Source organism: Spirulina sp. CCNP1310, from assembly GCF_034932185.1.
Classification (GTDB): Bacteria; Cyanobacteriota; Cyanobacteriia; order Cyanobacteriales; family Spirulinaceae; genus Spirulina.
On the sequence record NZ_JAYGHW010000007.1, the window covers coordinates 66,773 to 93,205 of the forward strand.

A 26,433-nucleotide genomic window follows, 5' to 3' on the forward strand; every position below is an offset into this window, starting at 1 on the left:
CATCCTTCCCCCTTCATCCTTCATCCTTCATCCTTCATCCTTCATGCATCTCATCCTCTACAGCAAACCCGGTTGCCACCTCTGCATCGGCCTTGAAGAAAAACTCGCCCAAGTCACCGATCCCCCCTTCACCCTCGAAGTCCGGGACATCACCACCGATGATGGTTGGTTTGCTGAGTATGAATACACGATTCCCGTGTTAACGATGCTGGAAAATGGCAGAGAAATCGCCCTTCCCCGTTTTTCGCCCCGTGCTTCTGTGGCCCAAGTGGCGCAAATGCTGAAAAAATTGAGTACAACGTAGGGAAATTCTTGCCACATTCCCCTAAAGTCCCCTGAGGAGTTGTTCATGCAGTTAAAAGCGTTATTGAGTCTTGTTCCCGGTTTAAGCCCCTTGCCGGATCATCCCGCCTTAGATCAGGAGGTCAAAGGCCTATCGACAAACTCCCATGCCTGCCAACCGGGGGATTTATTTATTGGGATGCCTGGTACGCGGGTCGATGGGGGGGAATTCTGGCCGGGGGCCGTGAGTGGGGGGGCGATCGCCGCCCTCGTTAGCCCCGCTGCCGCTGAAAAAATCCCCGCTACTGGGGGGGAATTGGTGATTCCCGTCGCCGATCTGGTGAATACCTGCGCCACTGTCGCCCAAGCCTTCTATGATTACCCCGCCCAAGCCCTCAAGATGGTGGGCGTGACGGGAACCAACGGCAAAACCACCACCACCCACCTGATCGAATACTTCCTCAGTCAAACCCCCACCGCCCTGCTAGGAACCCTTTACGTCCGCTGGCCCGGCTATGCCGAAACCGCCACCCACACCACCCCCTTTGCCGTGGATTTGCAGGCTCAATTAGCCGCTGCCCGCCAAGCGGGGAGTCAAAACGCCGTGATGGAAGTCAGTTCCCATGCGTTGGATCAGGGGCGGGTTAAGGGTTGCCCCTTTGAGGTAGCGGTGTTTACGAACCTCACCCAGGATCATTTGGACTATCACGAAACCATGGAGCGGTATTTCCAAGCGAAAGCTCTCCTGTTTAACGAGGAATACTGTACAGGTCGGGCGGTCATTAATCTGGATGATCCCTACGGTCAGCGGTTATTGGCGCAATGGGAGTCGAAGGCTTGGAGCTATAGCATTAGTAACCCGCAAGCGGATCTCTGGTTGAGTGATTTGGACTATGGGGCCACGGGGGTAACGGGGGTAATCCATACCCCGAAAGGAGAGGCGGCGTTTCAATCCCCCTTAGTGGGCCAGTTTAATTTGGCGAATTTTCTGGCGGCTGCGGGGGCTGCTTTGCATTTAGGCGTAGATTTGAGCTTTATGGTGGCGCAGTTGCCCCAGTTTGCCGGTGTGCCGGGGCGGATGGAGCGGGTACAGGTGCGGCCGGATCAGGATATCAGCGTCATTGTCGATTACGCCCACACCCCCGATAGTTTGGAGAATTTGATCAAGGCGGCACGGCCCTTTATTCCGGGGCGGGCCATTTGCGTGTTTGGTTGTGGGGGCGATCGCGATCGCACCAAACGGCCGATCATGGGCAAAATTGCCGCCGAACTAGCCGATATCGCCGTTGTCACCTCCGATAACCCCCGCACCGAAAACCCGGAGCAGATCCTTCAGGATGTCCTAGCGGGCATTGATCCCACACTGAAGCCCATCGTGGAGGGCGATCGCGCCGCCGCCATCCGGGAAGCGATCCTCACCGCCCAACCGGGGGATGGGGTGCTGATTGCCGGGAAGGGCCATGAGGATTACCAAATCCTGGGGACGGAAAAAATCCATTTCGACGACCGCGAGCAGGCCCGCGAGGCCCTAGCCACTCGCTATCGCTAACAGCGATGGGAGCCAATCAACCCTAGAATTTTGGCCAGAGGGGAGGAAAGCGGCCAGCCGTCGCAAGTTTTGGAAATTTCCAGAATTGGCTCTGCTAGCATTGGTTACACTTGAACGTATTGCATCGCCATGCCATCAGTTATTCTACGGATGTCTTGATTGCCCCCTTTCCCCCTGGCCCCTACTTCTAGCCTAGCCATGATCATTTGCCCTGAATGCCAATTTGAAAACCCGGAAGCGAATAAATTCTGCCAACGGTGCGGGAGTTCGCTCACTGTTCAGGAATGCCCGGAATGTGGGGCTGAGGTGAGTTGGACGGCGAAAGACTGTGACCAATGCGGCGCTCAGGTGGCGAAACCGTTGCTGGCGATCGCTCTTCCCTTAGCAGAGGCCAACCCCGCACCGGAACCCCTCAATCCCCTCAATCCCCTCGATCCCCAACAACGCTATCAACCCCTCGACCCTGAGGAAACCCCCACTAACCCTGCTCAAATCAAGGTTTGGGATAGTCAACCCCTCCAAAAAACCTATCTCGACCTCCTCGTTGAGCAGCAGGAGCAAAACGATACCGCCCCCGCAGAAGAGGCGGAGGTGGATCAAGACCCCAACGTGGAATTTTGGCGACATTTAGGCGTGATGGATGTAGCCATTCCCTATCTCGTCCTCCAAGAATCCCTCAGTCCCGCGATCCCGGTTCTCCAAGACACTTGGCACGGGGAAAATGGCACTGTGATTGTGATTGACGATCGCTCCGATTGGGATCAGCTTTCCCAAGCTTGGGGCAGTGAAGCGATCCCGTTTTCCCAACTCCTCTACTGGCTCGATGAAACCCTCCGGCTTTGGACAGAGTTGGCCAAGTTCCGCTGTTGCCAGAGCTTGCTCACCGATAGCAACCTCCGCCTTGATGAAGATCAACTGCTCTGCTTTGCCCAACTGATCCCCGACCCCTTCGATCAACCCGCCCCGGCTCTCACGGCTTTGGGGCAATTGTGGAAACGGTTATTTGGGGCATCGGGGCGCACCCTCTACGGGCCGATGATGACGCTCTTGGATCGGTTTGAAGGGGGGGAATTGCTGACGGTGGAGGCGGCCCGGACGGAATTGCAGGCGATCGCCCGTCAACAGGAAATCGAAGAAGCCGTCCCCGCCGACCGGGAAGATCTCGAAGAATTGGAACTCCAAGAAGACCCCGATAAAATCACCTATCGGGGCATGGGGGATGATATGCCTACCGTCGTTCTGCCCATGCAACTGCTCAGTTTAGCCGATGCCGGTTTTACCGACATTGGCCAACAGCGGGATCACAACGAGGATCACTTTGGCATTGAAACCTCGATGGTGCGTCGCGAAAACGCCATGAGCAAGCAGATCCAAGCCCATGGCCTCTATATCGTCTGTGATGGTATGGGGGGCCATGCCGCCGGAGAAGTGGCCAGTGCGATGGCGGTGGAAACCCTTCAGCAATATTTCGCCACCCATTGGAGCGATCGCACCCAACTCCCTGATGAATCGGTGATCCGTGAAGGCATTTTAATGACCAATGAAAAGCTCTACGCCGTCAACATGAAAAATGCCCGCTCCGGCAGTGGACGGATGGGGACTACCCTAGTGATGGTGTTGGTGCAGGATATCAACGTGGCGATCGCCCATGTGGGAGATAGTCGCGTCTATCGCATCACCCGCAAACAGGGCATCGAACAACTCACCATCGACCACGAAGTCGGCCAACGGGAAATCCTGCGCGGCGTTGACCCCCAAGATGCCTACGCCCGTCCCGATGCCTACCAACTCACCCAAGCCCTGGGGCCAAGGGATAACGACTACGTTCACCCCGACGTTCAATTTTTAGAACTCAACGAGGATACACTTTTACTCCTCTGTTCCGATGGATTATCCGATAACGACCTGCTGGAGAAACATTATGGAGAATACCTAGTCCCCCTGATTGCCTCCAAGGCCAATCTCGACAGCGGTTTAATTAAACTCATCGACTTTACCAACGAATACAATGGCCACGACAACATCACCGGCATTTTAATTCGGATTAAAATGCGTCCCAATGCCGATCAGTTCTAACCTGGCCAATCCTCTGGCGGAGTTCGATCCGCTCCCTGATCAGAAAACGCTAGGGGATGTTATCGGTATCTCACCCATTGCCCTCACCCTAACGGCTCTCCCAAGCTCCTCCCATGCTCACGCTCACCCTTTTGGACGGTCGCACCCCCCTGCGGGAATGGCAATTTGAAGACAGCGACATCATCCGTATTGGTCGCGCTAGTGATAATGAGATTGTCTTGGATTACTGCCCAGAGGTCTCCCGCTACCATGCGGAACTGCGCTGTGAAGACCAGCAATGGCGGATTATTAGCTACGGGGCTAATGGCACATTTCTCAATGGCCGGCAAATTCGTCAAAGCCTGATTCCGGGGGATGCCCTCCTACAATTGGCCCACGGTGGCCCCCGGATCCAATTTCACTATCAACCCCCGCCCCCGCCCACCCGTTGCGCCCATGCCAATAATCCGGCTTCGGCGCTGTTTTGTATTCATTGCGGCGAAATGCTCTATCAACCGCAACAGTTGATCCGGCAATACCAGGTGTTGAAAACCTTGGGGCAAGGGGGGATGGGAACCACCTATCTAGCGCGGGATGCCAGTCAGGGGCAGTTGATTGTCCTCAAGGCGATGAATGCGGATATGGCTAGAATCCCCAAGGCCCATGAATTATTTGCCCGGGAATCGCGGATTTTAGCCAGCCTCAACCATCCCGGCATTCCCCGCTATTACGATTCCTTTACGGAACATGGCAAGACCTATCTCGCCATGGAGTTGATCCATGGGGTGAATTTAGAGCAATGGGTACGGCAGAATGGGGTTGTGCCTTTGGCGGAGGCGTTGCATTGGATGGTGCAGTTGTGTGGGATTTTGGGCTATTTGCATGGGTTGAATCCGCCCTTGGTGCATCGGGATGTGAAACCGGCGAATTTGATGATCCGGACGGGCGATCGCCAGCTTGTCCTGTTGGATTTTGGCGCAGTGAAGGAAATCGGTACACCCCACGGCACGCGCATCGGGGCCGAGGGCTACACCGCCCCAGAGCAGGATCGGGGGCAACCCTGTCCCCAATCGGATCTCTATGCCCTTGGCCCCACCTTAATTTTCCTGCTCACCGGCAACCCCCCCATGCAGTATTACCGCCTCGATACCCATACACCCCGTTTTGCCGTGGTCAGTGTGCCGGGGTTGAGTGATCAACTACGGCAGGTGATTGAAACCTTAACGGCTCCGCTGTTGGGGGAACGGTATCAGGATGCGGCAACGGTGGCGGCGGCGTTCCAAGCTTGTTTAGCTTCCCTTTTGACTCAATCCCTTTAAGACCTTGGGCAAAATTGATGGGCGAGGGACACAAAAATTAAACCTTTCGCCCCTCCATCACGACCACTCAGCACAGCAATTCCTTTGTTAATCTGAAACAATGGTGATCTGTTGAGCAATGGCAAGACATGAGTGAAGAATTAGTCCAGTGGTTAGCGGAAATTCGCACGTTGAAGCAGTCCCTTGCGGAAGCGGAGCGCGATCGCGATGCGGCCCAGGCCAGTGCGACCCATTGGCGCAAGCTGTATAACACCGAAGCTCGCCAACGTCGGGAAGAGCTTAAATTAGCCCAAACGGAAATCACGAAACTACAAGGGGAATTGGAGGCGATCAAAACGCCTCCCCCCACCCATCCCGCCCAAGCAGCCACCTTTGCCGCTGAATTGGCGGCGTTGCGGGATGAGGCACAGTTGCGGCAAAAACTGATTGCGGTGTTACAGGAGCGCGATCGCGCCCTCGATGCCCTGCGCCAAGAGCAGGAAAACCACCGCTACACCCGCCAAAACCTCACCAGCGTCATCGGCGACACAATGGAGCAGTTAACCCTATTGCGGGGGGGAACATTGCCCAAGGCTGATCTTGAGGAAAGCGATGATCCCGCCGCCATTGCCTTGGTGGATGTGATGCCGCCGGAGGTGCGGGCGCTGTTGGAGCAGTCCACCCCTCAAGAACCCCAGGATCGGCCCCGGCCAAAACCGGAATAATGGCGGCCCTGTGGTTAATTGGGGGAACGTCAGAAAGTCGCGATCTGGTGAATTTTCTCCTCCCCTACGGCATCTCTTTGGTGATCACCGTCACCACCCCCACCGCCGCCCGACTTTATCCCCAACATTCCCAAATTCAGGTCAGGGTTGGCCCCCTGGATGCGGCCAACTTGCTCCCCTTCGTGAGGGATGACAACATTTGCGGCATTATCGATGCCTCCCACCCCTACGCCACGGTCATTTCCCAAGGGGCGATCGCCCTTTCCCAAGCCCATAACCTCCCCTATCTCCGCTATGAACGGCAGGATTTGGAAACAAGGGGGGCGATCGCCGTCCCGGATTGGGCCACATTGCTAACGGGGGAGATGTTGAGCGATCGCCGCGTCCTGTTCATCGTTGGTTATCGCCCCTTGGCTCAGTTGGCCCCTTGGCAGGAGCGGGGGACATTCTTTGCGCGGATTTTGCCCAGTGCGATCGCCCTTAATGCCGCCCTCGCCGCCGGATTTACCCCCGATCGCCTCATCGCCCTCCGTCCCCCCATTACTCCCCCGTTGGAACTCGCCCTTTGGCAACAGTGGAGCATTGATACAGTGGTGTGCAAAGCATCGGGAACCCCAGGGGGGCAAGAGGTCAAGGAGCAGGTGGCCCAAGCCTTGGGGGTGCGATTGCTGATCCTCCAACGCCCTGAGATCGCCTATCCCCAACAAACCCGCAACCCAGAGGATATACTCAAGTTTTGTACTGTTTGTTTAGTTGGGGCGAAAAGACAATAGCAGGGAGGGCGAAAAATTTTTCGCCCCTACGATGATCAACTCCCCACTTCCTGAAAATGGGTTATATTAACGGAAACTTTATCAAGATTAGGGGATTTGGTATGCCCAAGGGAAAAAAGAGTCAACCGGCGAAATCTGCTCAAGACTACAATCATCAGGGAGAGCATCCGCAGCGGCCGGATATTGGTACGGAGTCACAATTTAACAAGCGGAAGGGGCCGGTGAGTTATCCTTATGATCATTCCCTTGTGCCAGAGTTGGGTTGGGATGAGGGGGAGGGAAGGGCTGAGGCAGAGGGGTCTATAACGGCCTCTGTTTCCATGTCAATCAAGCCTTTTTCCCCGTACCAGTGCTTGGGATAGCATCAAAAGAGCACTCAAAGGAACCTACGACGATCAAGTCTGGGAACACCTCGCCGAAACCCTCAGCACCCCCTTTACCCCCGGCGATTATGGTGAAATTGCCGTCAAAGTTATCGACGACTGAGGCAACGAACTCTTAGTAGCCAAAAAATCAAAAGGAGATTTAAAAAATGTCTGATTCAGTTTTGATTTTACCAAGCTCTTATGCTCGTAATAACGATTTAGATAAACAAAAATTAATAGATGACACACCTTATTACAAAAGGACGAAAGAATTAGTTAGTTTGTTATTAGAAATTGGAGCAGTTGTCATAAATCCAAGTACCGGAATCATTGAATTCAATCCTTTTACTGCTGACAATCGCCATCCTAATATTTTTGTTAGCAGGTTGTTGGGTTATGTGGCAGAAGGAATAGTGGTACGCAATTGCAATGAAAGTCTTGATAAAAACAGGCACTGGGCTAATATTGCTAGAGTTTTAAAGCAAGAAAATAATAATTTTTCGGCATTAAAAACAATATTTTTTGAGCTTTTATCCATTACAAACAATCCTGATCATTACAAAGCAGTAGGAACTGGTTTTGCAAAAACAGCTAAACAATACGGACATCTATATAATCCACAAAGTGATCGTGATATCTGCTGGATTCATGGATTTCATGATGCTAGAGAGCTTTTAAGTGTTAAAGGAATTAAGTTAAATAAGCAAAAACATGCAGGATTGCAACTTAAAGTTAGTTTAAGTCAACAACCCAGTTATGTAGTAAATTACTTTTGTAAAAAACCTTTTTTTAGTATTTATCCTGTTGTTTATTTTGATTTAAGCAATAACTTTTATGTTGTAAGAGAAAAGATTTTAAATATACGAACCGGCATAAAAGAATCCGAAAAAGTGTCTAATGATTCAATTTTAAATCCAAATATTAGGTTCGATGGTTTTAGTGACTATGAAATCATTGATGCTATGCTAATTAGAGGTAAAGATGTCGATCCTTCTTTGCATGAAGAACTTGAATATTATAAACATACATTCAATAAACTTTCCTTGGGAAAACTGGATTTATTAAATCTTAGTGATGACAATATAATAATCCCACTAATTATGGAGTATTTAGCGGTAAAAAATTCTAGGTCAAACAATTCAGAACCTGCTAGCATTATCAATTTAACTACTTAAATTTTATGACCTACGAAGTTAACGAACCCATCCTCAATTCCCCTTTTCAAAAATCTGAACGCTATTGGTTTATCCATGATAGTTATGAACCGGAACTGCGCCAGTAGTAGGGTGGGCGTTGCCCACCACACCTATTAACTGATTGAAACTAATCCATTTTTAACTTTCACTATGTTTAAAAGTATCACCATCAAAAACTTCAGATGCTTTGAAGACCTCACCATCAACCAGATCAAGCGGATTAACCTCATTGGCGGCATGAACAATATTGGCAAAACTGCCCTATTGGAAGCCATTTATTTAATGACCAGCCTCAATTCTATAGAAATCCCCCTCAAACTCAACTTTGATCGAGGAGTCTTCAACCCTAAAACCTTTGATGTTGAAGAAATTTGTGAATGGTTATTTTTTGAAAAAAAAGCCCATAAAGCCATCAAAATTGAAGTCATCGACGACCAAGAGATCAAAAGCGAACTCAAGCTTAGTCTCGAAAAAGCCGCCAGCCCTCGACTGTTCCCCCTCACCTTATCTTCCAACCGCCGTAGAACCCTCAAAGATTTGCACTTGGAATTTAGAACCGCAGATCAAAAACCTCTCGAATTTACCCTATTTCTCATGCCCGATAAAGAAGAACCAGACATGGCTCGCATCGGAATAGACCCTCAACGGCAATCTCACGAAAATTTAGAAATTCCCGCCTTACCCCCCAGCGACTTTATTAGTAGTCGTTTGCGAATTTCACCTACTGAAGATGCTGAAAAATTTAGCTTTTTAGAAGCCCAAAATAAACAAGACGAAATTGTCAGTATTTTAAACGTCTTAGAACCTCGCTTAAAACGCCTCTCCGTTTTAGTCACGGGAGGAATGCCGATTATTAATGGCGATATCGGAGCTAACTATTTGATTCCCATTTCCTTAATGGGCGAAGGCATCAGTCGCCTTCTATCCATCGTTTTATCAATCATGAATACCCCCGGCGGCACAGTATTAATTGATGAGATTGAAAATGGAATTCACTATTCAGTCCTGCCCAAAATCTGGGCATCTATCGCCACTGCCAGCGAAAGATTTAACACCCAAATTTTTGCCACAACCCACAGCCAAGAATGTATTAATGCTGCCCATGAAGCTTTTCAATATTCAGAATCCTACAATTTTCGCTATTTTCGCCTCGAAAGAGAACAAAACTCTAACTTAATTAGAACTGCGGTTTATGAAAGAGATAATATTGAAACATCCATCGACCTCAGTTTGGAGATGAGATAATGAGTAAATCTATCAAACTTGAGCAGCCAAAATTGATTATTGGTGAAGGACAGGAAGAAAAAATTCTTTTTTCAACGCTGATCAAATACCTCAATATTGGAAATATCCAAGTGGAATCCTATGGAGGAAAAGGCAATCTCGGCAAATTTTTAAAGACCCTGCACTTAATTCCTGGTTATCAACAATTGCAATCCTTGGGAATCACACGAGATGCTGATGATTCTTTTGATTCGGCATTCACGAGTATTAAGAATTTTATTCAAGCCAATCTAAATCCAGATGATCTCAATGTTTTTACATTCATCATGCCTGATAACAGTTCTCCAGGAATGCTAGAAGACCTTTGTTTGGCATCAATTAAGCCCGAAGAAATTCAATGTGCTGAAACCTTCTTAGCTTGCATCTCTTCTTGCTGCAATAGAACACCGAAAAACTTGGCTAAAGCCAAAATTCATACTTGGCTCGCCAGTCAAATTAACCCAGGGCAACGCTTAGGAGAAGCGGCACAATCAGGATGTTTAGATTGGGAACATCCGGCTTTCCAACAGCTTCGAGCATTTGTCCAAAATCTTTAGTCCTCCTACTGATCACCATGACCTACGAAGGTAATGAACCTATCTGTGATGGTCGGAGGCCAAGGTTGGGGGCGAAAATTGTTTCGCCCCTACTTTAAAATGGGAATCGGGCAAGGGTTGAAGCCATTGCCCATTCCCTGTTCCCTTAACCCAATATTCCCATGGCTGACCCGATTACCCCCGCAGTGAGCGATCGCATCTGTGCTCACATGAACGATGATCATGCCGAGGCCATCGCCCTCTATGCCCAAGTGTATGGCGATCGCCCCGCCACCGAACAGGCGGAATTGCTAGCGATCGATCCCGAAGGGATGACGATTAACGCCACAAGTCAAGGCAACACCGAAACGATCCGCATTGCCTTTGATCACACCTTGAGCGATTCCGAAGATGCCCATCAGACTTTGATCGCCATGGTCAAGCAAGCCCGCCAAAAAAGCTAACGGGTAAATAACCGAAAATAGAGCGATCGCCCCCATTCTTTGGGCAACCACACCAGATAGGTTAAGGGGTTGATCGTCACGATAATATCCCGCACGTCCCGCACTGCGAGATTAACGATCTGCTGCGCTACCCAACCGGGGGCCATTACCCCCACCGGGTTTAACTCACTCTTAAAGGGGCCTAAAATCAACTTGCGAATCACACAGGGGGCATCGAGGCGGCGCAATGTCACCAAATCCCCTAAGGTGCGTTTGCTCAGTTCATACAAGGGACTAAAGGCGGGATTCACCTCCGCCTCGGAGGTGTTAACCCAAACTTCTTTAGTGGCGATCGCCTTATTCCCCTCCACCGTCGTTAAAAACAACTCCAACAGCCGCCAACTGGAAAAGGCATTGACTTGATAGGATTGCTCAATGGCTTGGGCATCCCGCTGACCATGGACATTGATGCCATGGTTAAGGATCAAAATATCGATTTTTTGCAAGGTTGCTGCTAGGGCCGCCTCTTCCCCCACCTGCCAAGTCACCAAGGGCAATGGCTCCGTTTCTCCCGGTAGGGTGATCGGCGTAGTTTGGGAACTGAAGGCCGTCACCTTTGCGCCCCGCGCCTTCAGTTGCGCCAATAATGCCCGGCCTAACGTCCCAGAAGCTCCTGTGACGGCGATGCGTTTACCCTTCAGGGAAAGTGCTGTCCCCATGATTTTATCCACTAGCGTTAACGTGCCACAATAGTAGGCATTTTGGTCATCAAAATGATGCCGCCAATGGTAGGTGCGATTCACAAACCAGGGGGCTGGGGCTGCATTAAAGGGGCCGGGGCGATGGGTGAGATCTGTTAATTCATCGGCTTGGGGCCAACCGGAACCACGGGCGATCGCCCCCACCAAAAACGTTAACGTGTAAACCGTCCCCAAACTCACCACCCAAGGCTGAGGAAACCTAAGGCTCAAGGGAATCGCCCAGGGTAGCACACTCATCACGAGCATTACCAACGCCTCCGGCACATCGTTATACCAATGGGCTTGGCGGTAAATTTCCGGGCTAATCACCGATAGATCGGGACGAAAAACCCGATGATGCCAACCATGGAGACGATAGAGCAGGGGCCATTGGTGCGCCGCCCAATGGTAAAGATCTCGTACCACTTCCACCCATAGGAGGGAACCCAAGCCTATGCTGAGAGTGATTAACCAATTTTGGATGATCATCATGTTTGTTTAAATCGCCATGAACAACATTGCAATGGGCAACACCCCCAAACCCGTTCGGGCAGTCGTTGGTAAAATTGCTTCAAAAGGCTGGGGGAACTTTCGTAGAATATCAGAGTGGAATCCTCGCTACAAAAATTAAGATTCTGCTAAATTTTGTAACATTTTTGGCTACAATAAAGCATCAAAAAAGCCCCCTGCTTCCCTTTAGATTCTTCCTTCCCTTGCTGTTTATCCCCTTGAACCATGTCCCAAAACCCCTGGAACACCCCTGATCCCGATGATGGCTTAGATCCCATCGAAGCGATTTTGTCCGATTGGTCTGATCCTGAAACCGAGGAAGAAGATTTTCGTAGTGATTTTTTCCAGGGTACAGGGGGACGGCGCACGAAAGCCGCCTTTGCGTTGATGATGGTGTGGGGAATTGTCCTTGCCCTCCATTTGGTCTCTTGGGGCATTTGGTTGGTGGTGGCCCTGACGGGGATGATTGGCGTGAATATTTTGCGCTTGGTGGTGGCCCGTCCTAACCCCGTCCCCGACTCGTTACGGGATCAAGATTTAGCGACGGCTCCCACCGTTGCCCTTTTGGTGGCGGCGAAAAATGAGGAGGCGGTGATTGAACGACTGGTGCGGCAACTCTGTGCTTTGGATTATGAGCGCGATCGCTACGAAGTTTGGGTCATCGATGACTACAGCACCGATCGCACTCCCGAAATTATCGATCGCCTCGCCCTCGAATGCCCCCAACTCCAAATCATCCATCGCCCCGCCAATGCTGGGGGCGGGAAATCGGGGGCGCTCAATCAGGCCGTGGCGCAAATAGACCGGGATATTATTGCTGTCTTTGATGCCGATGCGATCGTTGCCCCCGATTTATTACGGCGGGTGATCCCCCTCTTTGCCGATGAACAAATGGGAGCCGTCCAGGTGCGCAAAGCGATTTCTAACCCTGAGGAAAACTTTTGGGCGAAGGGTCAGGCGGTGGAAATGTACCTGGATAGCTACTACCAACAGCAGCGCATTGCCATCGGCGGCATTGGTGAATTGCGGGGCAATGGCCAGTTTGTGCGGCGAACGGCCTTAGCGCGGTGTGGCGGATGGAATGAGGAAACGATTACCGATGATCTCGATTTAACGATCCGCCTCCATCTCGATCGCTGGCAAATTGGCTTTTGCCTTGACCCCGCTATTGGTGAAGAAGGGGTGACTCGCGCCCAAGCCCTTTGGCATCAGCGCAGCCGGTGGGCAGAGGGGGGTTATCAACGCTATCTCGATTATTGGCGATTGATCATCCGTAACCGCATGGGGGTGCTGAAAACCTGGGATCTGATCTGTTTCTTCGTTCTGCAATATCTCTTGCCCACAGCAGCAATTCCTGATTTCCTGATGGTACTGTTACGCCATCATCTGCCGGTGATGATGCCTCTATCCGCCCTAGTGGTTTCCTTCGCCTCTTTGGGGATAGTGGTGGGGTCGTTGCGGGTGAAGCCGGTGACTTCGCTGAAGGAGGCGATCGCCTTCCTCGTCAGCTTCGGCCAGGGCTTTACCTATCTATTCCATTGGTTCATCGTCATGCCCGCCACCACCGCCCGCATGGCCATCCGTCCCAAACGCCTTAAATGGGTGAAAACCGTCCACGGCAGTACAAATATCTCTGTTCTCCCCTAAAAGTTCTTTAACGTTCCCTCCCCCCGTTTGTAGTGCGGACTTTAGTCCGCTCCCCCAAATCAGTGATCTTGAATCGGCGCAATCCCCGCCCGATCAAGAATTTCCGGGATCAAATCTTCCCGGCGTACCGCCATCATGTGAACACCATGGCAAAGATTTTGGGCTAGTTTCACCTGTTCAGCGGCGATCTTCACCCCTTCCTTGAGGGGGTTTGATGCAGCAGCGAGGCGATCAATGATCGTTTGGGGAATATTCGCCCCTGGGACATAGCGGTTGATGAAATTGGCATTTTTGGCAGACTTGAGCAGGAAAATTCCGGCGAGAATGGGGCGATCGCCCACCGATGCGATTTGGGTCATAAATTTTTCCAAGCGGTCAAAATCACAAATTAACTGGCTTTGGAAAAATTGCGCCCCTGCCTCCACCTTGCGCTCAAACCGCCGCTGTAAACTGCTCCAACTGGGCAATTGGGGATCCACCGCTGCCCCCACAAGCAAATCTAAAGCGCCATCAGTGAGGGGTTTGCCATTGGCATCAAACCCTTGATTGAGTTGTTGGATTAACTTTAACAGCCGCACCGATTCGAGATCAAAGACACTGCGGGCCTGGGGATGATCCCCCGCTTTAACGGGATCCCCCGTGAGGGCGAGGATATTGTGAAGGCCCAAGGCGTGGGCCCCCATGAGATCCGCTTGCAGGCCGATCAGGTTGCGATCGCGGCAGGCCATTTGACAAATCGGTTCAATCCCTGCCTGATGCAACAAGAGGGAAGCGGCTAAGGAGGACATCCGCACCACCGCCCGACTGCCATCGGTGACATTGACACTATGGACTCGCCCCTTTAACCCCGCAGCCATCGCTAACATATGGTGGGGATCCCCCCCCTTCGGAGGCATCACTTCGGCGGTCACTAAAAATTCTTGAGCAGCAATGGCACGGCGTAAACGGGACATTGAATTTTAGGGCGGTTTAAAAGTAAAGAATAGAGTTCTTGATTCTAACGTTATCCGGTTTTGGCCGGATTCGGAGATTATTTAGGGAGGGGCAATCCTACCGCCTCACATTTGCTGATGCTCTCTCACACACACCCATGAAAAGTCTCAACCTCACCCCCCAACTTTACGAATACCTCCAGCAGGTCTCGCTGCGGGAACCGGATATCCTCGCGCAACTGCGAGCCGAAACCGCCCAGCACCCCATGGCTCAGATGCAAATTGCGCCGGAACAGGGGCAATTTATGGCCTTTTTAGTGGAGCTAATTGGGGCGAAAAAAACCCTCGATATTGGCGTATTTACCGGCTATAGCGCCTTGGTGGTGGCCCTGGCCCTGCCCTCTGACGGAGTGGTGATTGCCTGTGATACCGATGGCGAAGTGACCCAGATCGCCAGCCGTTACTGGGAAGCGGCGGGGGTGGCGGCCAAAATTCACCTCCGCATTGCCCCCGCGTTGGAAACCCTCGATAGCCTCCTGATGATGGGCCAGCGGGAAACCTTTGATTTTGCCTTCATTGATGCCGATAAGCGCAATTATTTAGAGTATTACGAGCGATCGCTCCAACTGTTGCGGCCCGGTGGATTGTTGGTGATTGATAATGTGCTTTGGTCAGGGCGGGTGGCGGATCCCACGGATCAGGATGCCCGCACCGAGGCGATTCGCCACTTTAACGAGCAACTCCATGGGGACGAACGGATTACCCTCAGTGTGATCCCGGTGGCGGATGGCCTGACCCTCGCCCGCAAACGGGATAGTTAATCCGTAGGGGCGAAAATTTTTCGCCCCCACCCCCTAGCCCCTCTCCCAAAATTTGAGAGAGGGGAATCGGTCAAGAGGAAAGCAAGCAGAGCGGATCGCGATGGGCTACTCTAACTGTTGGACTGCTCACATTGAACAATTAAGGAGTGATTGACATGGAACGGACATTTATTATGATCAAGCCCGACGGCGTACAGCGGGGGCTAATTGGCGACGTGATTAAACGCTTTGAAACCAAAGGGTTTACCTTGGTGGGGATGAAGTTTATGGCGGTGTCCCGTGAGTTAGCGGAGCAGCATTACGATGTCCACAAAGAGCGGCCCTTTTTCCAAGGTTTGGTGGATTTCATCACCTCTAGCCCTGTGGTGGCGATGGTGTGGTCAGGGGAAGGCGTGGTGGCTTCGGCTCGAAAAATCATTGGAGCGACGAACCCCCTTACTGCCGAACCCGGTACATTGCGCGGCGATTTTTGTATTGAAGTGGGGCGTAATTTGATCCATGGTTCCGATGCGATCGAAACGGCCCAGCGGGAAATTGCTCTCTGGTTCTCCGAAGCGGAACTCGTCACTTGGGAAACCCACAGCAAGCCCTGGCTCTGTGAATAGTTATCGCCATTGCCTTCTCGAGGAAGAAAGAGGATAGAGAAGAGAGGAGAGAGGAGAGAGTACTGTTTAACGTTCTCCCTCAATCCTCACTCCTTCTTCTCTGGCTCAAGCTACCTCAGACCTCAGGAATCAGCAGATCGGCCTAGAATATATTGGGATAGTTGAATTATTTCTCGGTCATTTTCATGGCCCACTAAATATTAGTCCATGAATCCGTTGCAAAATCTCCTCACCTTGAGTCAATTACACAGTGCCTTCACGCTCTTTACGAGTTTGTTGGTGGAAGCTTTGCCCTTTTTGCTGTTGGGGATTTTGCTTTCCAGTGCGCTGCTCTTTTTTGTCGATGAGCAACAACTGATTTCCCGAATGCCCCAAAATCCAGTGCTGGGGTCGTTGTTTGGCAGCTTTGTGGGGTTTCTCTTTCCGGTGTGTGAATGCGGCAATGTGCCGGTGGCGCGGCGTTTGCTCACCCAAGGTGCGCCCACATCGGTAGCCATTGGCTTCCTGTTAGCTGCCCCCACCATTAACCCGATTGTGATTTGGGCAACCTGGGTGGCGTTTCGGGATCAGCCTCAGGTGGTGGTGTTGCGGATTGTGTTTTGTATGATCATCGCTACGGTGGTGGGGGTGATTTTTAGTTTCCAAAAAGATCCCCGGCCGATGATGCAGCCGGAACTGGCCAAACGGGTACTCTACCGCTTGCAAGCCCGCCAAGCTCCGGAGCAGCCCTCGCTACTCCAATCGGGAACCTATTTATTGGGTCAAAGTGGCTCCCCGCTGCGGTTGGAAACAGCAACGCCTGCGGATTTTACGCCCCCCAAGCCGATTAAACGGTTTTCGGCTCAAAATTTCCGGCTGTTTATGGACAATATGGTGCAGGAGGTGCGGGAGTTGGGGGGGATGTTGGTGTTGGGGAGTGCGATCGCCGCCAGTCTGCAAGTGTTAGCCCCCCGGGAATTGGTGGTCAGTTTAGGCCAGGGGCCGCTGACTTCGATTTTGGCGATGATGTTGTTGGCGGCGGTGGTGTCGATCTGTTCGACGGTGGATGCATTTTTTGTCCTCGCCTTCGCTTCGACATTTACCACGGGTTCACTCTTGGCCTTTATGGTGTTTGGCCCGATGGTCGATCTCAAGGCGATCGGCTTACTGCTTTCCATTTTCAAACCCCGCGTCATTGCCTATCTCTTCCTGATTGCTGGGCAACTCACCCTGCTGTTGACGCTATCCTATACTTACTTTTTCTAAACATTTGGGTGCTGCCATGCTCCGCCTCAAACGGCTCTATCCTCAACTCCTGCCCTGGCTTGATGTGGTGGCGCTCTTCCAATGGGGGGCGTTACTCCTCAAGTTTTATTTCAGTGGCCAATTGCAGTTATTGATTCACCCCAACTACAACCTTTTGGTTTTAGGCGCTGGGTTGGGGTTTTTGATCTTTAGTAGTTTACGGGCCAAACATTTAATCTATCGCCGTCGCTCTGGGGTCAATGATGGCCCTTTGCAGCACGTGACGTTATTTCCGCCGGGTTTGGGGTCGGGGCTGCTGCTGGTCTCTGCCTTGTTAGGTTTCCTGATTCCCCCCGCAGTCCTCGCCAGTGAGACGGCTCTACAACGGGGTTTGAATGAATCCCTCCCCTATACCCGCACCGAAGCCCAATCCTTTTACAATCCGATTCCACCGGAAGAGCGCTCGTTGTTGGATTGGGTGCGGACGCTCAATGCCTATCCTGAACCCGATGCCTATCGGGATCAAAAGGTGAATTTAAAGGGGTTTGTGGTGCATAGCCCGACGTTGCCGGAGAACTATTTGCTCATTTCTCGGTTTGTGATTTCCTGCTGTGCGGTGGATGCTTACCCCATTGGCCTGCCGGTGCGATTAACGACGAATCGGGAGGACTATCCCCAAGATAGTTGGCTTCAGGTGCAGGGGCGGATGGCGACGGAGGAATTGGACGATATGCCTACGGCAGGCTTACGCCACCGCCGTCAGTTGGTGATTGTCGCAGAAAGTATCGAGGAAATTCCTACCCCCCGTGATCCTTACGAGTTTTAAGCCGATGCTCAAACCTGACAAGTTTGCTCCCACCTTGTTTCCCATTGATCTGGCGGCGATCGCCTCCATCTTGGCCTTCTCTATCTTGATTCTGTTGCTGTTAATCAGTGGCAATATTTGTCGGGGCGATCGCTGTTGGATCGATACCCGGCCCAAGGTGGCGGAATTTAGTTGGCAGAATCAGGTGATTCGGGCGGCGGATAATGCCTTTGTGGTGGAGTTTAATCGCCCGATGGATCATCAGGGGGTGGAAGATCATCTCAAGCTGACGATTCCCGATAAACCCGAAATCACCGATCCCCTACCGGGGCGATTCAGTTGGGCGGGCCGGCGCTTGGCCTATACGTTGAATTTTCCCGCTCCCTATGGCGATCGCTACCACATCAGTCTTAGTAATGCCCAGGAAAAATTTCGCGGTAGCAATGAACTGGGGCAGGAAATGCAACCCTTTGAGGCGGTGTTTCGCACCCCTGATCGGATTTTGGCCTACATTGGCTTGGATCGCTCAGAGGCGGGGCGGCTCGTGCTTTACAATCTCACCCAGCAGCGGAAAACCCTGCTCACGCCCCCGAATTTGGTGGTGACGGAGTTTCAGCCCTACCCCGATGGCCAATCGATTCTCTTCTCTGCCCTCGATGGTAGCAATACCGGCAGCAGTATCTTAGAGCAGCAACTCTATCGCGTCACAACGGGGATATCCCTGGCGATGGATCCCCAGGAGCGGCCGACCACCGCAGCGGGGCAAGTCAGCCTCGTCTTAGACAATCAAACCCACCAACTGCTCAACTTCGACCTTTCTGCCGATGGCAGTATCATCGTTGCCCAGCGGATTAGTCGGGAAAACCCCACGGATGTGGGCCTGTGGTTATTGCGCCAGGGGCGGGATCCCGTTCCCTTGGAGAATCAACCGGGGGGAACGTTTCAAATTGCGCCGGATAATGCCTTGATTGCCATGGCCCAAGGGGAAGGCATTGCGCTGCTTTCCCTAGAGCCGGGGGCGGAACCCCTGGACTTTTTAGCTCAATTTGGCATGGTGTTGGATTTTTCCCCCGATGGGACGACAGCGGCGATGGTGGATTTTAACCGCGATGATCCTGATTTGCTTTATACGCGATCGCTCTATCTCGTCACGAACCAACGCACCCAGGAGAAAATTTTTGATACTCAGGGTTCCATTGTTAATTGTCAGTTTGACCCCAGGGGCGAGAATCTCTATTGTTTACTGACGACATTGTTAGAGGGTCAGGAATATCGCGAACAGCCCTATATTGCCCAGGTGAATCTTGACAAAAAGGAGATTCAACCCCTAACCACATTGCCGGATTATCAAGATATTCACCTCAGCGTTGCCCCGGATGGTTTAGCGCTGCTCTTTGATCAAATTGTCACCGATCCAGAGGGCAATAGTAGCTTACAAACCGATGCGGGGGAATCCATCAGTGATAGTCAAATCTGGTTGCTGATTCCCTCTGTTGATCCCGAAAAACCGCCGGTCTTGGAAACCCTACCCTTTATCGGCATTCAACCCCAATGGCTTCCCTAAAACTGATACAGCTTGTTCAGAAATCATCTGATTGGTTCTCAAAGTCCCTCTCCCGCTCTGGGAGAGGAATTTAGAGTAAGAGCAATGTGTTAAGCAACTGGTGAACAGGCTGTAGGGTGAGTTGACTAGATTGGCAGTGATAACCCATTTAATGAGTGATTGCATTTGCATTTGCATTTGCATTTGCATTTGCATTTTAATTCTTACACTCTTGTATCTCCTAACCTTTTTTAGGATAAAGCTGATGATCGGGATCTAACCAAACAATATAGAAAACTTCATTAATGAGAAACCCATGAATTCTACCATGCTCATTTGAAGAGAGAGAAAACTGATAAGGAGTATCAACTAATTGCTCCTCATCTTTCAATCCAAAGCCATTTTCACTAGTGTCTTCCCATTTAATTGGATGAAATCTAAGGGAGCTACTACGATTCACCAGTAGTTCTTGAGTAGAGAGAGCCGATAAGGCCTTGAGACGGTCAATGAGAGTTAACCAATAATTCACTAATTTGTGATTACAGGAGAACTTTTCATGACGGTCTTGATAGTATTTAAATGAAAAGCTGATGCCTTGTTGCTTCAGCTTCGTTGATTGAATTCCTGATGAGTTTTTCTTTAAGACTTCAGTCTTTTTGATTTTCTTCGACACGTTCTCCGTAAAACTCCTTCATCCACTCTTTCTTAATCACTTGGTTAGATGGTTCGTCTGGTGCTAAATCTTCTCTAGCTCGATTCCAAGGATCTTCAAGATGAGTCATCTGTTCTAGTTCATAGCCGTCACAATCAAAATATTCTTGGACAACTTCATCAAGAAATTGACGAATATTTTGAGGAAGCTGAGGCATCACATCTTCAGAGATAGGCTGCCATCCAAAAGATTTATATTGTCGATATAGAGAGGGAATCACTGGGCCATGTACCCATGCCTCGAAATCCTCTTCAAAGAGAGGACTGTCGTGGATTGCAATATGCCAAGCTTGAGCATAGTAAACAAGCTTCTGAAGCTTTAAGTTACTAATAAAGGAGCCAGTTTCATTTGCGACCCAAATAAAATACTGTGCTATGTCAATGCAAGACAACAATAGACTCACCTCCTTACTCACAACGCCCTACAAAAAACAATATATCGATACCATTAGTTTAGACGATTTTTCCTAGAGAAGCTATAGGTAGTTTCCCTCCCTCATCGTTGAGCGGTTCAAGCTCGTGCTACAGCATTTCTGTAGCACGAGCTTGACCTTCTTAGGCGAGATGCTCGGTGACGGCGCGACTGAGCACCTGCGTCCAATGCTCCACGGCATCGGCTTCGGCGGCTTCCACCATGACGCGGATTAACGGCTCTGTTCCCGAAGCTCGCACCAAAATGCGACCGCGATCGCCTAAATCCGCCTCCGCTTGGGCAATCACCCGCTGCACCGCCTCGCAATCGCGCCAATGTTGACGACGTTCCCGGCTTTCGACGCGAACATTTTGCAGTAATTGGGGATAGGTTTGGAAGCTGTGATCCCGCAATTGGGCCAGGGAAACCCCCGCTGTTTTGACTAAAGCGGTGAGGTGTAACGCCGTTTGTAAACCATCACCGGAAAAACTGTGGTGGTGGCAAAGGATATGGCCCGATTGCTCACCCCCAAGGGCGGCCCCCAATTCAAACATTGCTGCTTGGACGTGCTGATCCCCCACATCGGTACGGTGGAATTGGCCCCCTTGGGCCTGCCAAGCCCGCTCAAACCCTAAATTGGCCATCACCGTGCCGATCAGGAGATTGTCGGGGAGTTGATTTTGGGCCATGAGTTGCTGACCCCAAAGGTAGAGGATGTAATCCCCATCGATCACACGGCTTTGATTATCGATGGCCATCACCCGATCCGCATCACCATCGAAGGCAAAACCCAAATCTGCGCCGTATTCTTGAACGGCGGCTTGGAGGCGTTGTAAATGGGTGGAGCCACAGTTAACGTTAATGCGATCGCCATCGGCGGCATCATGGAGAGCAATCACCTCTGCCCCCAAGAGCCGGAACAGTTCCGGGGCTAACTGCACCGCCGCCCCCCAAGCCAGATCTAAGACAATTTTTAAGCCAGTGAAATCAGCGGTGGGGAGCGATCGCTGTAACGAATCCGCATAGTCGCGGATTAATGTCACGGTATGTTGATGTTTCCCCCAAGCCAAACCGCCTAAGGTGGGTTCTCCCTGGCCTCGTAACCCCGCCTCAATACGAGCCGCTGCTGGTTTGCCTAACTTTGTGCCATTGTGACTAAAAAACTTAATGCCATTATCCTCCGGGGGATTATGGCTGGCGGAAATCATCACCCCTCCTAGGGCATGGGTTTGGCGGGTGAGATAGGAAACACAAGGGGTGGGGCATAGGCCCACATTCCACACTTCTAGACCCGCAGAGGTGAGGCCCGAAGCCAAGGCCGTAGCGAGCATATCACTGGAATTGCGGGAATCTTGACCAATAATCACAGGGCCAAGGGGTACAGGCTGATCCTGTAAAATTTGGCCGGCCCAATAACCCACTTCTAACGCCAAAGACGCATTGAGCAATTCCCCCGCCTTACCGCGAATGCCATCAGTGCCGAACAAGGGAGTTGTTGGCAAAAGCCCCAACTGCGCTAGCCGGCCAATACCGGGATGACTGGGCGCAGCACAGGCTTGGGGTCGAATCGGTGATGATACCATAATTAAATTTTTCCTCACTCACACCAAAATGCTGATGTTGCTACATTCATCCATCAGCCTCTATTTCCAGAACTTTATCTTATTGCTGGGGGAGATGCACGGAAAAGGGGAGTAGGAAGTGGGAAGTGGGGAGGGTAGGGGCGAAAAATCTTTGTGCCTCCGGCAGGCTTACGCCAACGCCTCCAAGCGGATCAACGCCACAACCAGATTCCCGACGAGGATTTCCCGTTGCCCGTTGCCCGTCCCCTATCCCCCATCCCCTATCCCCTACCCCCCATCAACACCTGCATTTGCTCCAGGGTCAGACCCCGCTCAATATATTGAGGGTTATCGGTATTGTAGGGGCTGGCGATGCGATCGATGGTTTCAATGGTGGCGGTGTCGTCGAGGATGGGGATATCCGGGTCGAAGGCGGTGGGACGGGTGAGGGAACTGGAGAAGCCTCGGAAAATAAGCACAATTTCCCGCTCACCTTGAACCTGGGCCGTAACGACTAATACTTCTTCAGGATGAGCCTGGGTGTAGACTTCCAAAGGATTTAGAATGGACATACGGGGTTCAAAAGGGTAGATCATCATATTTTACTGTTGCGATCGCAACAATTTGCTACCTAAATTGTCCAGAGGGGCCCTCAGAATTTTTGTACAATGGTAGATAACGACATTATTTAAAGTTATGAGCGACTCCATCACCCCTTCGCCACGCCTGGCGGAAAAAATCGAAGTCTCGATCCAATTGGATTCTGACCTTGTTGATCAACTCCACCATCTCAGTAGCGACCCCAGTCGTATTATCGAAACCGCGATTAAACAATGGTTACGGGGTGAGCGAGAGCAAGATGATGAGCTATCGCGCACGTTTAGACGTAATCCCCCCGTTCCCCCCCGTGGTGAATGGAACGATTAAGTGATTAAAAACCGTCCAGCCTGCATGGACGGTTATTTTCATGGCAGACTACTATAGAAGAGACTGAAATAAACACTGCATGACCTGTAATCGCGTATCATGGACGCTGCTTCTGCACCTCAACCCCCAAATTGCTGGCAAAGTTTAGGTGCTGAACTGGCATTCACCCAAGATAGTTCTGGCCAATACTCCTCATTTTATTGGCAACGTCCTCCCAATAAGGCCAAGCAAGCTCCGGCGATCATCACCCACGCCTGTAGCGAGCATCATCTCTTTCAGCCGGTGGCCCAGGAAAGCTATCTGGAAACGATCCATCGGGTGATGGAGCGTCGCGTTCCGGAAAATTACCATTGTTTGTTTTCCTTCCAAGATGAAACTTTTCCGGTGGAGTTGGCCATTAGCCCGATTCTCAAGCATGAGGGGCGAGTGGTGGAGGTGTTGGTGTTGGGGCGGCTGTTGGAGCAGGCGGGACTGACGCGGACGAATCGCCTCATGGGAGCATTGCCCCACAATAATTATCAGGATTTAATTACCCAAATTGCCCGCAATATTCGCCGCAATCCCTATCAAAACCTGCTGACGAAGTTGGCTCGCAATATTCGCTTGACGCTGGATCTCGAAACCATTTGGCAGCAAACGGTGGATAGTTTGGGGGAGGAGGTGCGGGTGAGCCGTTGCCTGATTATTTCCTACGATTCCGATAGTCAGATGTTGCGGGTGGAGTCGGAATATTGCGATAGCCATTACCGTTCGATGTTGGGGGAGCGGTTCCCCATTGATCAAACCCCCTATTTACAGCAGGCGATCGCCACCGATGAACCCCTCGCCTTTGACTACATCCCCGATAGCCCCTTTGAGGAAAAATCCGTTCTTGTCGTTTCCACGTTTTACCAAAATAAGCGCAATGCGTTGATTTGTTTGCAACAGTGCGATCGCCGCCGCCATTGGAGTGATGCAGAAATTGAGCTAGCGCGGGAATTAGCGGCCCATGTGGGGACGGCGATCGCCCATGCCACCCTTTATAAAGATTTAGAAGAAGCGGGAATGCGGGCCGAAGAAGCCTCCCGCCTCAAAAGCGAATTCCTCGCCAGCACCTCCCACGAACTCCGCACCCCCCTCAACGGCATCATCGGGTTCATGAAACTGATCCTCGATGGTTTAGCCGACGACCCCGCCGAGCAGCGGGAATTCCTCGAAGAGGCCCACCGTTCCGCCCTCCATCTGTTGAACCTGATCAACGACATCCTCGATATTGCCAAAATCGAAGCCGGGCGGATGGAGTTGGAATTCACGGAAGTCTCCCTCGAAGATTTATTTGAGGACGTGGAAAAGAAAACTCGGCCCATGGCAGAGCAGAAAAAGCTCAGTTTTGAAATCCAACTCCCCCCCTCCCGCGAACCCATTGCCCTCTATGGCAACTATCAACGGCTCTTGCAAGTCCTCCTTAATCTTGTGGGCAACGCCGTCAAGTTCACCCATGAAGGGGGAATCACGATCAGCGCCGAAATCATCAAAAAAATGGTCACAATTAACGGCCAACGGTTTCCCGGCTTCGTGAAGGTGCGGGTAGCAGACACCGGGATTGGCGTTCCCCTCGATAAGCTGGATATGCTGTTTAAAAATTTCAGCCAAGTGGATATTGGCCGCACTCGCTCCTACGGCGGCACGGGGCTAGGATTAGCCATTTCTCAGCGGTTAGTGGAAACCATGGGAGGCACAATTCAGTTTTTCAGTTTGGGGGAAAACTTGGGGTCAACGGTGACGTTTACAGCCCCGATTCTGCAAATCCCCTTGATGTTGCGCAGCAAACAATCAGAAGGGGATTGAGGGCCACAAAAAACCGCCCCAATCAATATCGGTGGGCGGTTTGATCTAAGCAATCGGAGGGTATAGGGGTTAGTTTAGGCTGGTGATGAGCGTAAGTATTGTTACCGATTTTACCGATCGCCCTCAGAACCGGAATTTAACCGTCGATGGAGACGGTGAGCGGTGCGCAAAATTTGCCCGGCGAGGATCGCTGCGCCAAAACCGTTATCAATATTGACCACCCCCAGGCCCGCCGCACAGGAGTTGAGCATTCCCAACAGGGGCGTAATGCCCCCAAAGCTTGCGCCGTAGCCGATGCTGGTGGGGACGGCAATCACGGGGCAGGCGGCTAATCCCCCCACGACACTGGGCAAGGCTCCCTCCATCCCCGCGACGACGATCAATACATCTGCCGCCGCAATCAAATCCTGATGGCGCAATAACCGCTGAATTCCCGCTACCCCCACATCCCAAAGCCGCTCGACCCTAAACCCCATCAATTCAGCGGTGACGGCGGCTTCTTCCGCAACGGGGAGATCAGCAGTGCCAGCGGTGAGGAGCGTGATTTTACCCATCGGTTGGGGTTGGGGTGTGCCTAGGGCGCAAATCCGGGCGGGTTCGTAGTAGCGCAGTTGGGGGAGGTAAGGCTGGATTTCGTTGAAGATAGGGAGGGTGATGCGGGTGGCCATGGCCACGGCAGCTTTTTGGGCCAGAATGGGGAAAATTTCGATCAGTTGGGCGGGGGTTTTGTCTTGCCCCCAGATCACTTCAGGGAAGCCGGTACGCTGTTGGCGATCGCCATCGAGTTTGGCAAAACTCCCCACGGCGGTATAGGGGGCTTGGCGTTGGAACTGTTCCGCCGCAAGCTGGGGGCTGATTTCCCCCGCCGCAACCGCAGCAAGCAGGGCTTGGAGACTATCCGGTGACACGATGGCTGATCCTGAAACGACAGTTTCCGATCATACCCGATGGGGCTAGGGTTCTGGATGTTCGTAGGGATTGAGGCGCACATCGCTGCCGGTCTCATCGCTGTGGTAGATCCAGGATTGATCCCCATGGGCCACAATCACTCGCCAACCGGCGATCACAATTTTTGTACAGGGGGTGTTGGGGGTGGGGTAGATGCCCAGGCAGCCATCCCAGATCCGTTGTTCTGCTGTGATAATCGCCAACGCAGCCAGGGGCAGGCCAGAATCCGCTTGGGCGGTGGCCAAAATGCGGGCAGCGGTGGCCGCCGATAATCCCCCCAACTCCGCCACAGGCTCCGGGCGAATTTGGCGGGCCCGGGCATCGGTACGGTAGCCCCAATCCTGTTCCCCATCGGTGAGCACAACGCGCCAGCCTTCTGTTAACACCGCCATACAGAGTTCAAGGGGATTGGCAACCCCTAAGCAGCCATCGGGCCAAGTTTCAGCGGAGATCGAACGGACCCGGATCTGAGGGCGGGATAAGCCCTGCTCACGGATGCCATAGCGGAGCACCCGCTGCTCGATGGCGGCGAGGGGAATGGTTTGGGTTTGGGTTTGGGCTTGGGTTTGGGGAATCAGGACTGTGCCGAGGATGACGGGAATTAGCCCCAGGAGGGTGAGACGGAGTTTAACCATGAGTATTAAGGGAAAAACAACGGATTGCTTACGCCAGGAAGGAAGGGGGCCGTTGCCCCCATAACTGACGAATGTTCTTGATGAAGCGCTTTCAGCCTA

At 51.8% G+C, this 26,433-nt stretch carries 26 protein-coding genes; 18 read left to right on the forward strand and 8 right to left on the reverse strand.

All coding sequences use genetic code 11. The features are described 5' to 3' along the window. Positions 1–43: 43 nt before the first annotated feature. The 10 genes from VB712_RS03625 (at position 44) to VB712_RS03670 (ending at position 10,506) form a co-directional block, all read left to right on the forward strand. Positions 44–304, forward strand: coding sequence for a glutaredoxin family protein (locus tag VB712_RS03625; RefSeq protein WP_323252223.1), 261 nt, complete (start codon positions 44–46; stop codon positions 302–304). A 45-nt stretch (positions 305–349) separates the two neighbouring features. Further along, positions 350–1,831 (forward strand): UDP-N-acetylmuramoyl-L-alanyl-D-glutamate--2,6-diaminopimelate ligase, encoded by a 1,482-nt coding sequence (locus tag VB712_RS03630; protein ID WP_323252225.1) that lies wholly within the window; start codon positions 350–352, stop codon positions 1,829–1,831. Between the two features lie 198 nt (positions 1,832–2,029). After that, the gene (locus VB712_RS03635; RefSeq protein WP_323252227.1) at positions 2,030–3,907 is read left to right on the forward strand and encodes a serine/threonine phosphatase; all 1,878 of its coding nucleotides are present in this window, start codon (positions 2,030–2,032) and stop codon (positions 3,905–3,907) included. A gap of 113 nt (positions 3,908–4,020) precedes the next feature. Then, the gene (locus VB712_RS03640) at positions 4,021–5,205 is read left to right on the forward strand and encodes a protein kinase domain-containing protein (RefSeq protein ID WP_323252229.1); all 1,185 of its coding nucleotides are present in this window, start codon (positions 4,021–4,023) and stop codon (positions 5,203–5,205) included. A gap of 128 nt (positions 5,206–5,333) precedes the next feature. After that, positions 5,334–5,909: a hypothetical protein gene (locus VB712_RS03645; RefSeq protein WP_323252230.1), complete on the forward strand. Its 576-nt coding sequence runs from the start codon at positions 5,334–5,336 to the stop codon at positions 5,907–5,909. Further along, positions 5,909–6,682, forward strand: a complete 774-nt coding sequence (locus VB712_RS03650; protein ID WP_323252232.1) for a cobalt-precorrin-6A reductase — start codon at positions 5,909–5,911, stop codon at positions 6,680–6,682. The genes VB712_RS03645 and VB712_RS03650 overlap by 1 nt, the downstream gene beginning before the upstream one ends. A gap of 532 nt (positions 6,683–7,214) precedes the next feature. After that, a complete protein-coding gene (locus VB712_RS03655) occupies positions 7,215–8,222 on the forward strand; it encodes a hypothetical protein (RefSeq protein ID WP_323252233.1) in 1,008 nt (335 codons plus the stop codon). 171 nt (positions 8,223–8,393) lie between these two features. Next, positions 8,394–9,488 (forward strand): ATP-binding protein, encoded by a 1,095-nt coding sequence (locus tag VB712_RS03660; protein ID WP_323252235.1) that lies wholly within the window; start codon positions 8,394–8,396, stop codon positions 9,486–9,488. Beyond that, the gene (locus VB712_RS03665; RefSeq protein ID WP_323252237.1) at positions 9,488–10,063 is read left to right on the forward strand and encodes a DUF3226 domain-containing protein; all 576 of its coding nucleotides are present in this window, start codon (positions 9,488–9,490) and stop codon (positions 10,061–10,063) included. Before VB712_RS03660 ends, VB712_RS03665 begins: the two co-directional genes overlap by 1 nt. Positions 10,064–10,224: 161 nt before the next feature. Beyond that, positions 10,225–10,506: a DUF2470 domain-containing protein gene (locus VB712_RS03670; protein ID WP_323252239.1), complete on the forward strand. Its 282-nt coding sequence runs from the start codon at positions 10,225–10,227 to the stop codon at positions 10,504–10,506. Here VB712_RS03670 and VB712_RS03675 read toward each other — a convergent pair. Beyond that, the gene (locus tag VB712_RS03675) at positions 10,503–11,711 is read right to left on the reverse strand and encodes a bifunctional sterol desaturase/short chain dehydrogenase (protein ID WP_416236242.1); all 1,209 of its coding nucleotides are present in this window, start codon (positions 11,709–11,711) and stop codon (positions 10,503–10,505) included. The two genes, VB712_RS03670 and VB712_RS03675, sit on opposite strands and share 4 nt — an antisense overlap. A 249-nt stretch (positions 11,712–11,960) precedes the next feature. Here VB712_RS03675 and VB712_RS03680 point away from each other — a divergent pair, with 249 nt between their 5' ends. After that, a complete protein-coding gene (locus VB712_RS03680; RefSeq protein WP_323252243.1) occupies positions 11,961–13,382 on the forward strand; it encodes a glycosyltransferase family 2 protein in 1,422 nt (473 codons plus the stop codon). A gap of 59 nt (positions 13,383–13,441) precedes the next feature. On the opposite strand, the gene VB712_RS03685 is transcribed toward VB712_RS03680, so the two are convergent. Continuing rightward, on the reverse strand, positions 13,442–14,335 hold the full coding sequence (locus VB712_RS03685; protein ID WP_323252244.1) for a methylenetetrahydrofolate reductase: 894 nt from the start codon (positions 14,333–14,335) through the stop codon (positions 13,442–13,444). A 137-nt stretch (positions 14,336–14,472) separates the two neighbouring features. Between VB712_RS03685 and VB712_RS03690 the strand changes: the two genes are divergently transcribed. The 5 genes from VB712_RS03690 to VB712_RS03710 all read left to right on the forward strand — a co-directional run bounded on the left by VB712_RS03690 (position 14,473) and on the right by VB712_RS03710 (position 19,333). Then, positions 14,473–15,135 (forward strand): class I SAM-dependent methyltransferase, encoded by a 663-nt coding sequence (locus VB712_RS03690; RefSeq protein WP_323252246.1) that lies wholly within the window; start codon positions 14,473–14,475, stop codon positions 15,133–15,135. Between the two features lie 155 nt (positions 15,136–15,290). Next, positions 15,291–15,740, forward strand: coding sequence for a nucleoside-diphosphate kinase (gene ndk / locus VB712_RS03695; protein WP_323252248.1), 450 nt, complete (start codon positions 15,291–15,293; stop codon positions 15,738–15,740). Between the two features lie 234 nt (positions 15,741–15,974). After that, the gene (locus VB712_RS03700; RefSeq protein WP_416236243.1) at positions 15,975–16,985 is read left to right on the forward strand and encodes a permease; all 1,011 of its coding nucleotides are present in this window, start codon (positions 15,975–15,977) and stop codon (positions 16,983–16,985) included. 16 nt (positions 16,986–17,001) lie between these two features. After that, on the forward strand, positions 17,002–17,790 hold the full coding sequence (locus VB712_RS03705) for a TIGR03943 family putative permease subunit (RefSeq protein ID WP_323252251.1): 789 nt from the start codon (positions 17,002–17,004) through the stop codon (positions 17,788–17,790). Positions 17,791–17,794: 4 nt separating this feature from the next. Further along, positions 17,795–19,333: a hypothetical protein gene (locus tag VB712_RS03710; RefSeq protein WP_323252253.1), complete on the forward strand. Its 1,539-nt coding sequence runs from the start codon at positions 17,795–17,797 to the stop codon at positions 19,331–19,333. Between the two features lie 220 nt (positions 19,334–19,553). Here the strand turns inward: VB712_RS03710 and VB712_RS03715 are convergent, their stop codons facing one another. The 4 genes from VB712_RS03715 to VB712_RS03730 form a co-directional block, all read right to left on the reverse strand. Beyond that, positions 19,554–19,985, reverse strand: a complete 432-nt coding sequence (locus VB712_RS03715) for a hypothetical protein (RefSeq protein ID WP_323252255.1) — start codon at positions 19,983–19,985, stop codon at positions 19,554–19,556. Continuing rightward, the gene (locus VB712_RS03720) at positions 19,960–20,439 is read right to left on the reverse strand and encodes a Panacea domain-containing protein (RefSeq protein WP_323252257.1); all 480 of its coding nucleotides are present in this window, start codon (positions 20,437–20,439) and stop codon (positions 19,960–19,962) included. The genes VB712_RS03715 and VB712_RS03720 overlap by 26 nt, the downstream gene beginning before the upstream one ends. A gap of 139 nt (positions 20,440–20,578) precedes the next feature. Continuing rightward, positions 20,579–22,018: a phosphoglucosamine mutase gene (gene glmM / locus VB712_RS03725; RefSeq protein WP_323252259.1), complete on the reverse strand. Its 1,440-nt coding sequence runs from the start codon at positions 22,016–22,018 to the stop codon at positions 20,579–20,581. 260 nt (positions 22,019–22,278) lie between these two features. After that, the gene (locus tag VB712_RS03730; RefSeq protein ID WP_323252261.1) at positions 22,279–22,569 is read right to left on the reverse strand and encodes a hypothetical protein; all 291 of its coding nucleotides are present in this window, start codon (positions 22,567–22,569) and stop codon (positions 22,279–22,281) included. Between the two features lie 124 nt (positions 22,570–22,693). Between VB712_RS03730 and VB712_RS03735 the strand changes: the two genes are divergently transcribed. Further along, positions 22,694–22,924, forward strand: coding sequence for a type II toxin-antitoxin system CcdA family antitoxin (locus VB712_RS03735; RefSeq protein ID WP_323252263.1), 231 nt, complete (start codon positions 22,694–22,696; stop codon positions 22,922–22,924). Between the two features lie 99 nt (positions 22,925–23,023). Continuing rightward, positions 23,024–24,751 (forward strand): ATP-binding protein, encoded by a 1,728-nt coding sequence (locus tag VB712_RS03740; RefSeq protein WP_323252265.1) that lies wholly within the window; start codon positions 23,024–23,026, stop codon positions 24,749–24,751. Positions 24,752–24,861: 110 nt separating this feature from the next. Here VB712_RS03740 and larB read toward each other — a convergent pair whose 3' ends face one another. Next, a complete protein-coding gene (gene larB, locus VB712_RS03745; protein ID WP_416236244.1) occupies positions 24,862–25,662 on the reverse strand; it encodes a nickel pincer cofactor biosynthesis protein LarB in 801 nt (266 codons plus the stop codon). Positions 25,663–25,704: 42 nt separating this feature from the next. Further along, the gene (locus VB712_RS03750) at positions 25,705–26,334 is read right to left on the reverse strand and encodes a hypothetical protein (protein ID WP_323252269.1); all 630 of its coding nucleotides are present in this window, start codon (positions 26,332–26,334) and stop codon (positions 25,705–25,707) included. Positions 26,335–26,433 lie beyond the last annotated feature (99 nt).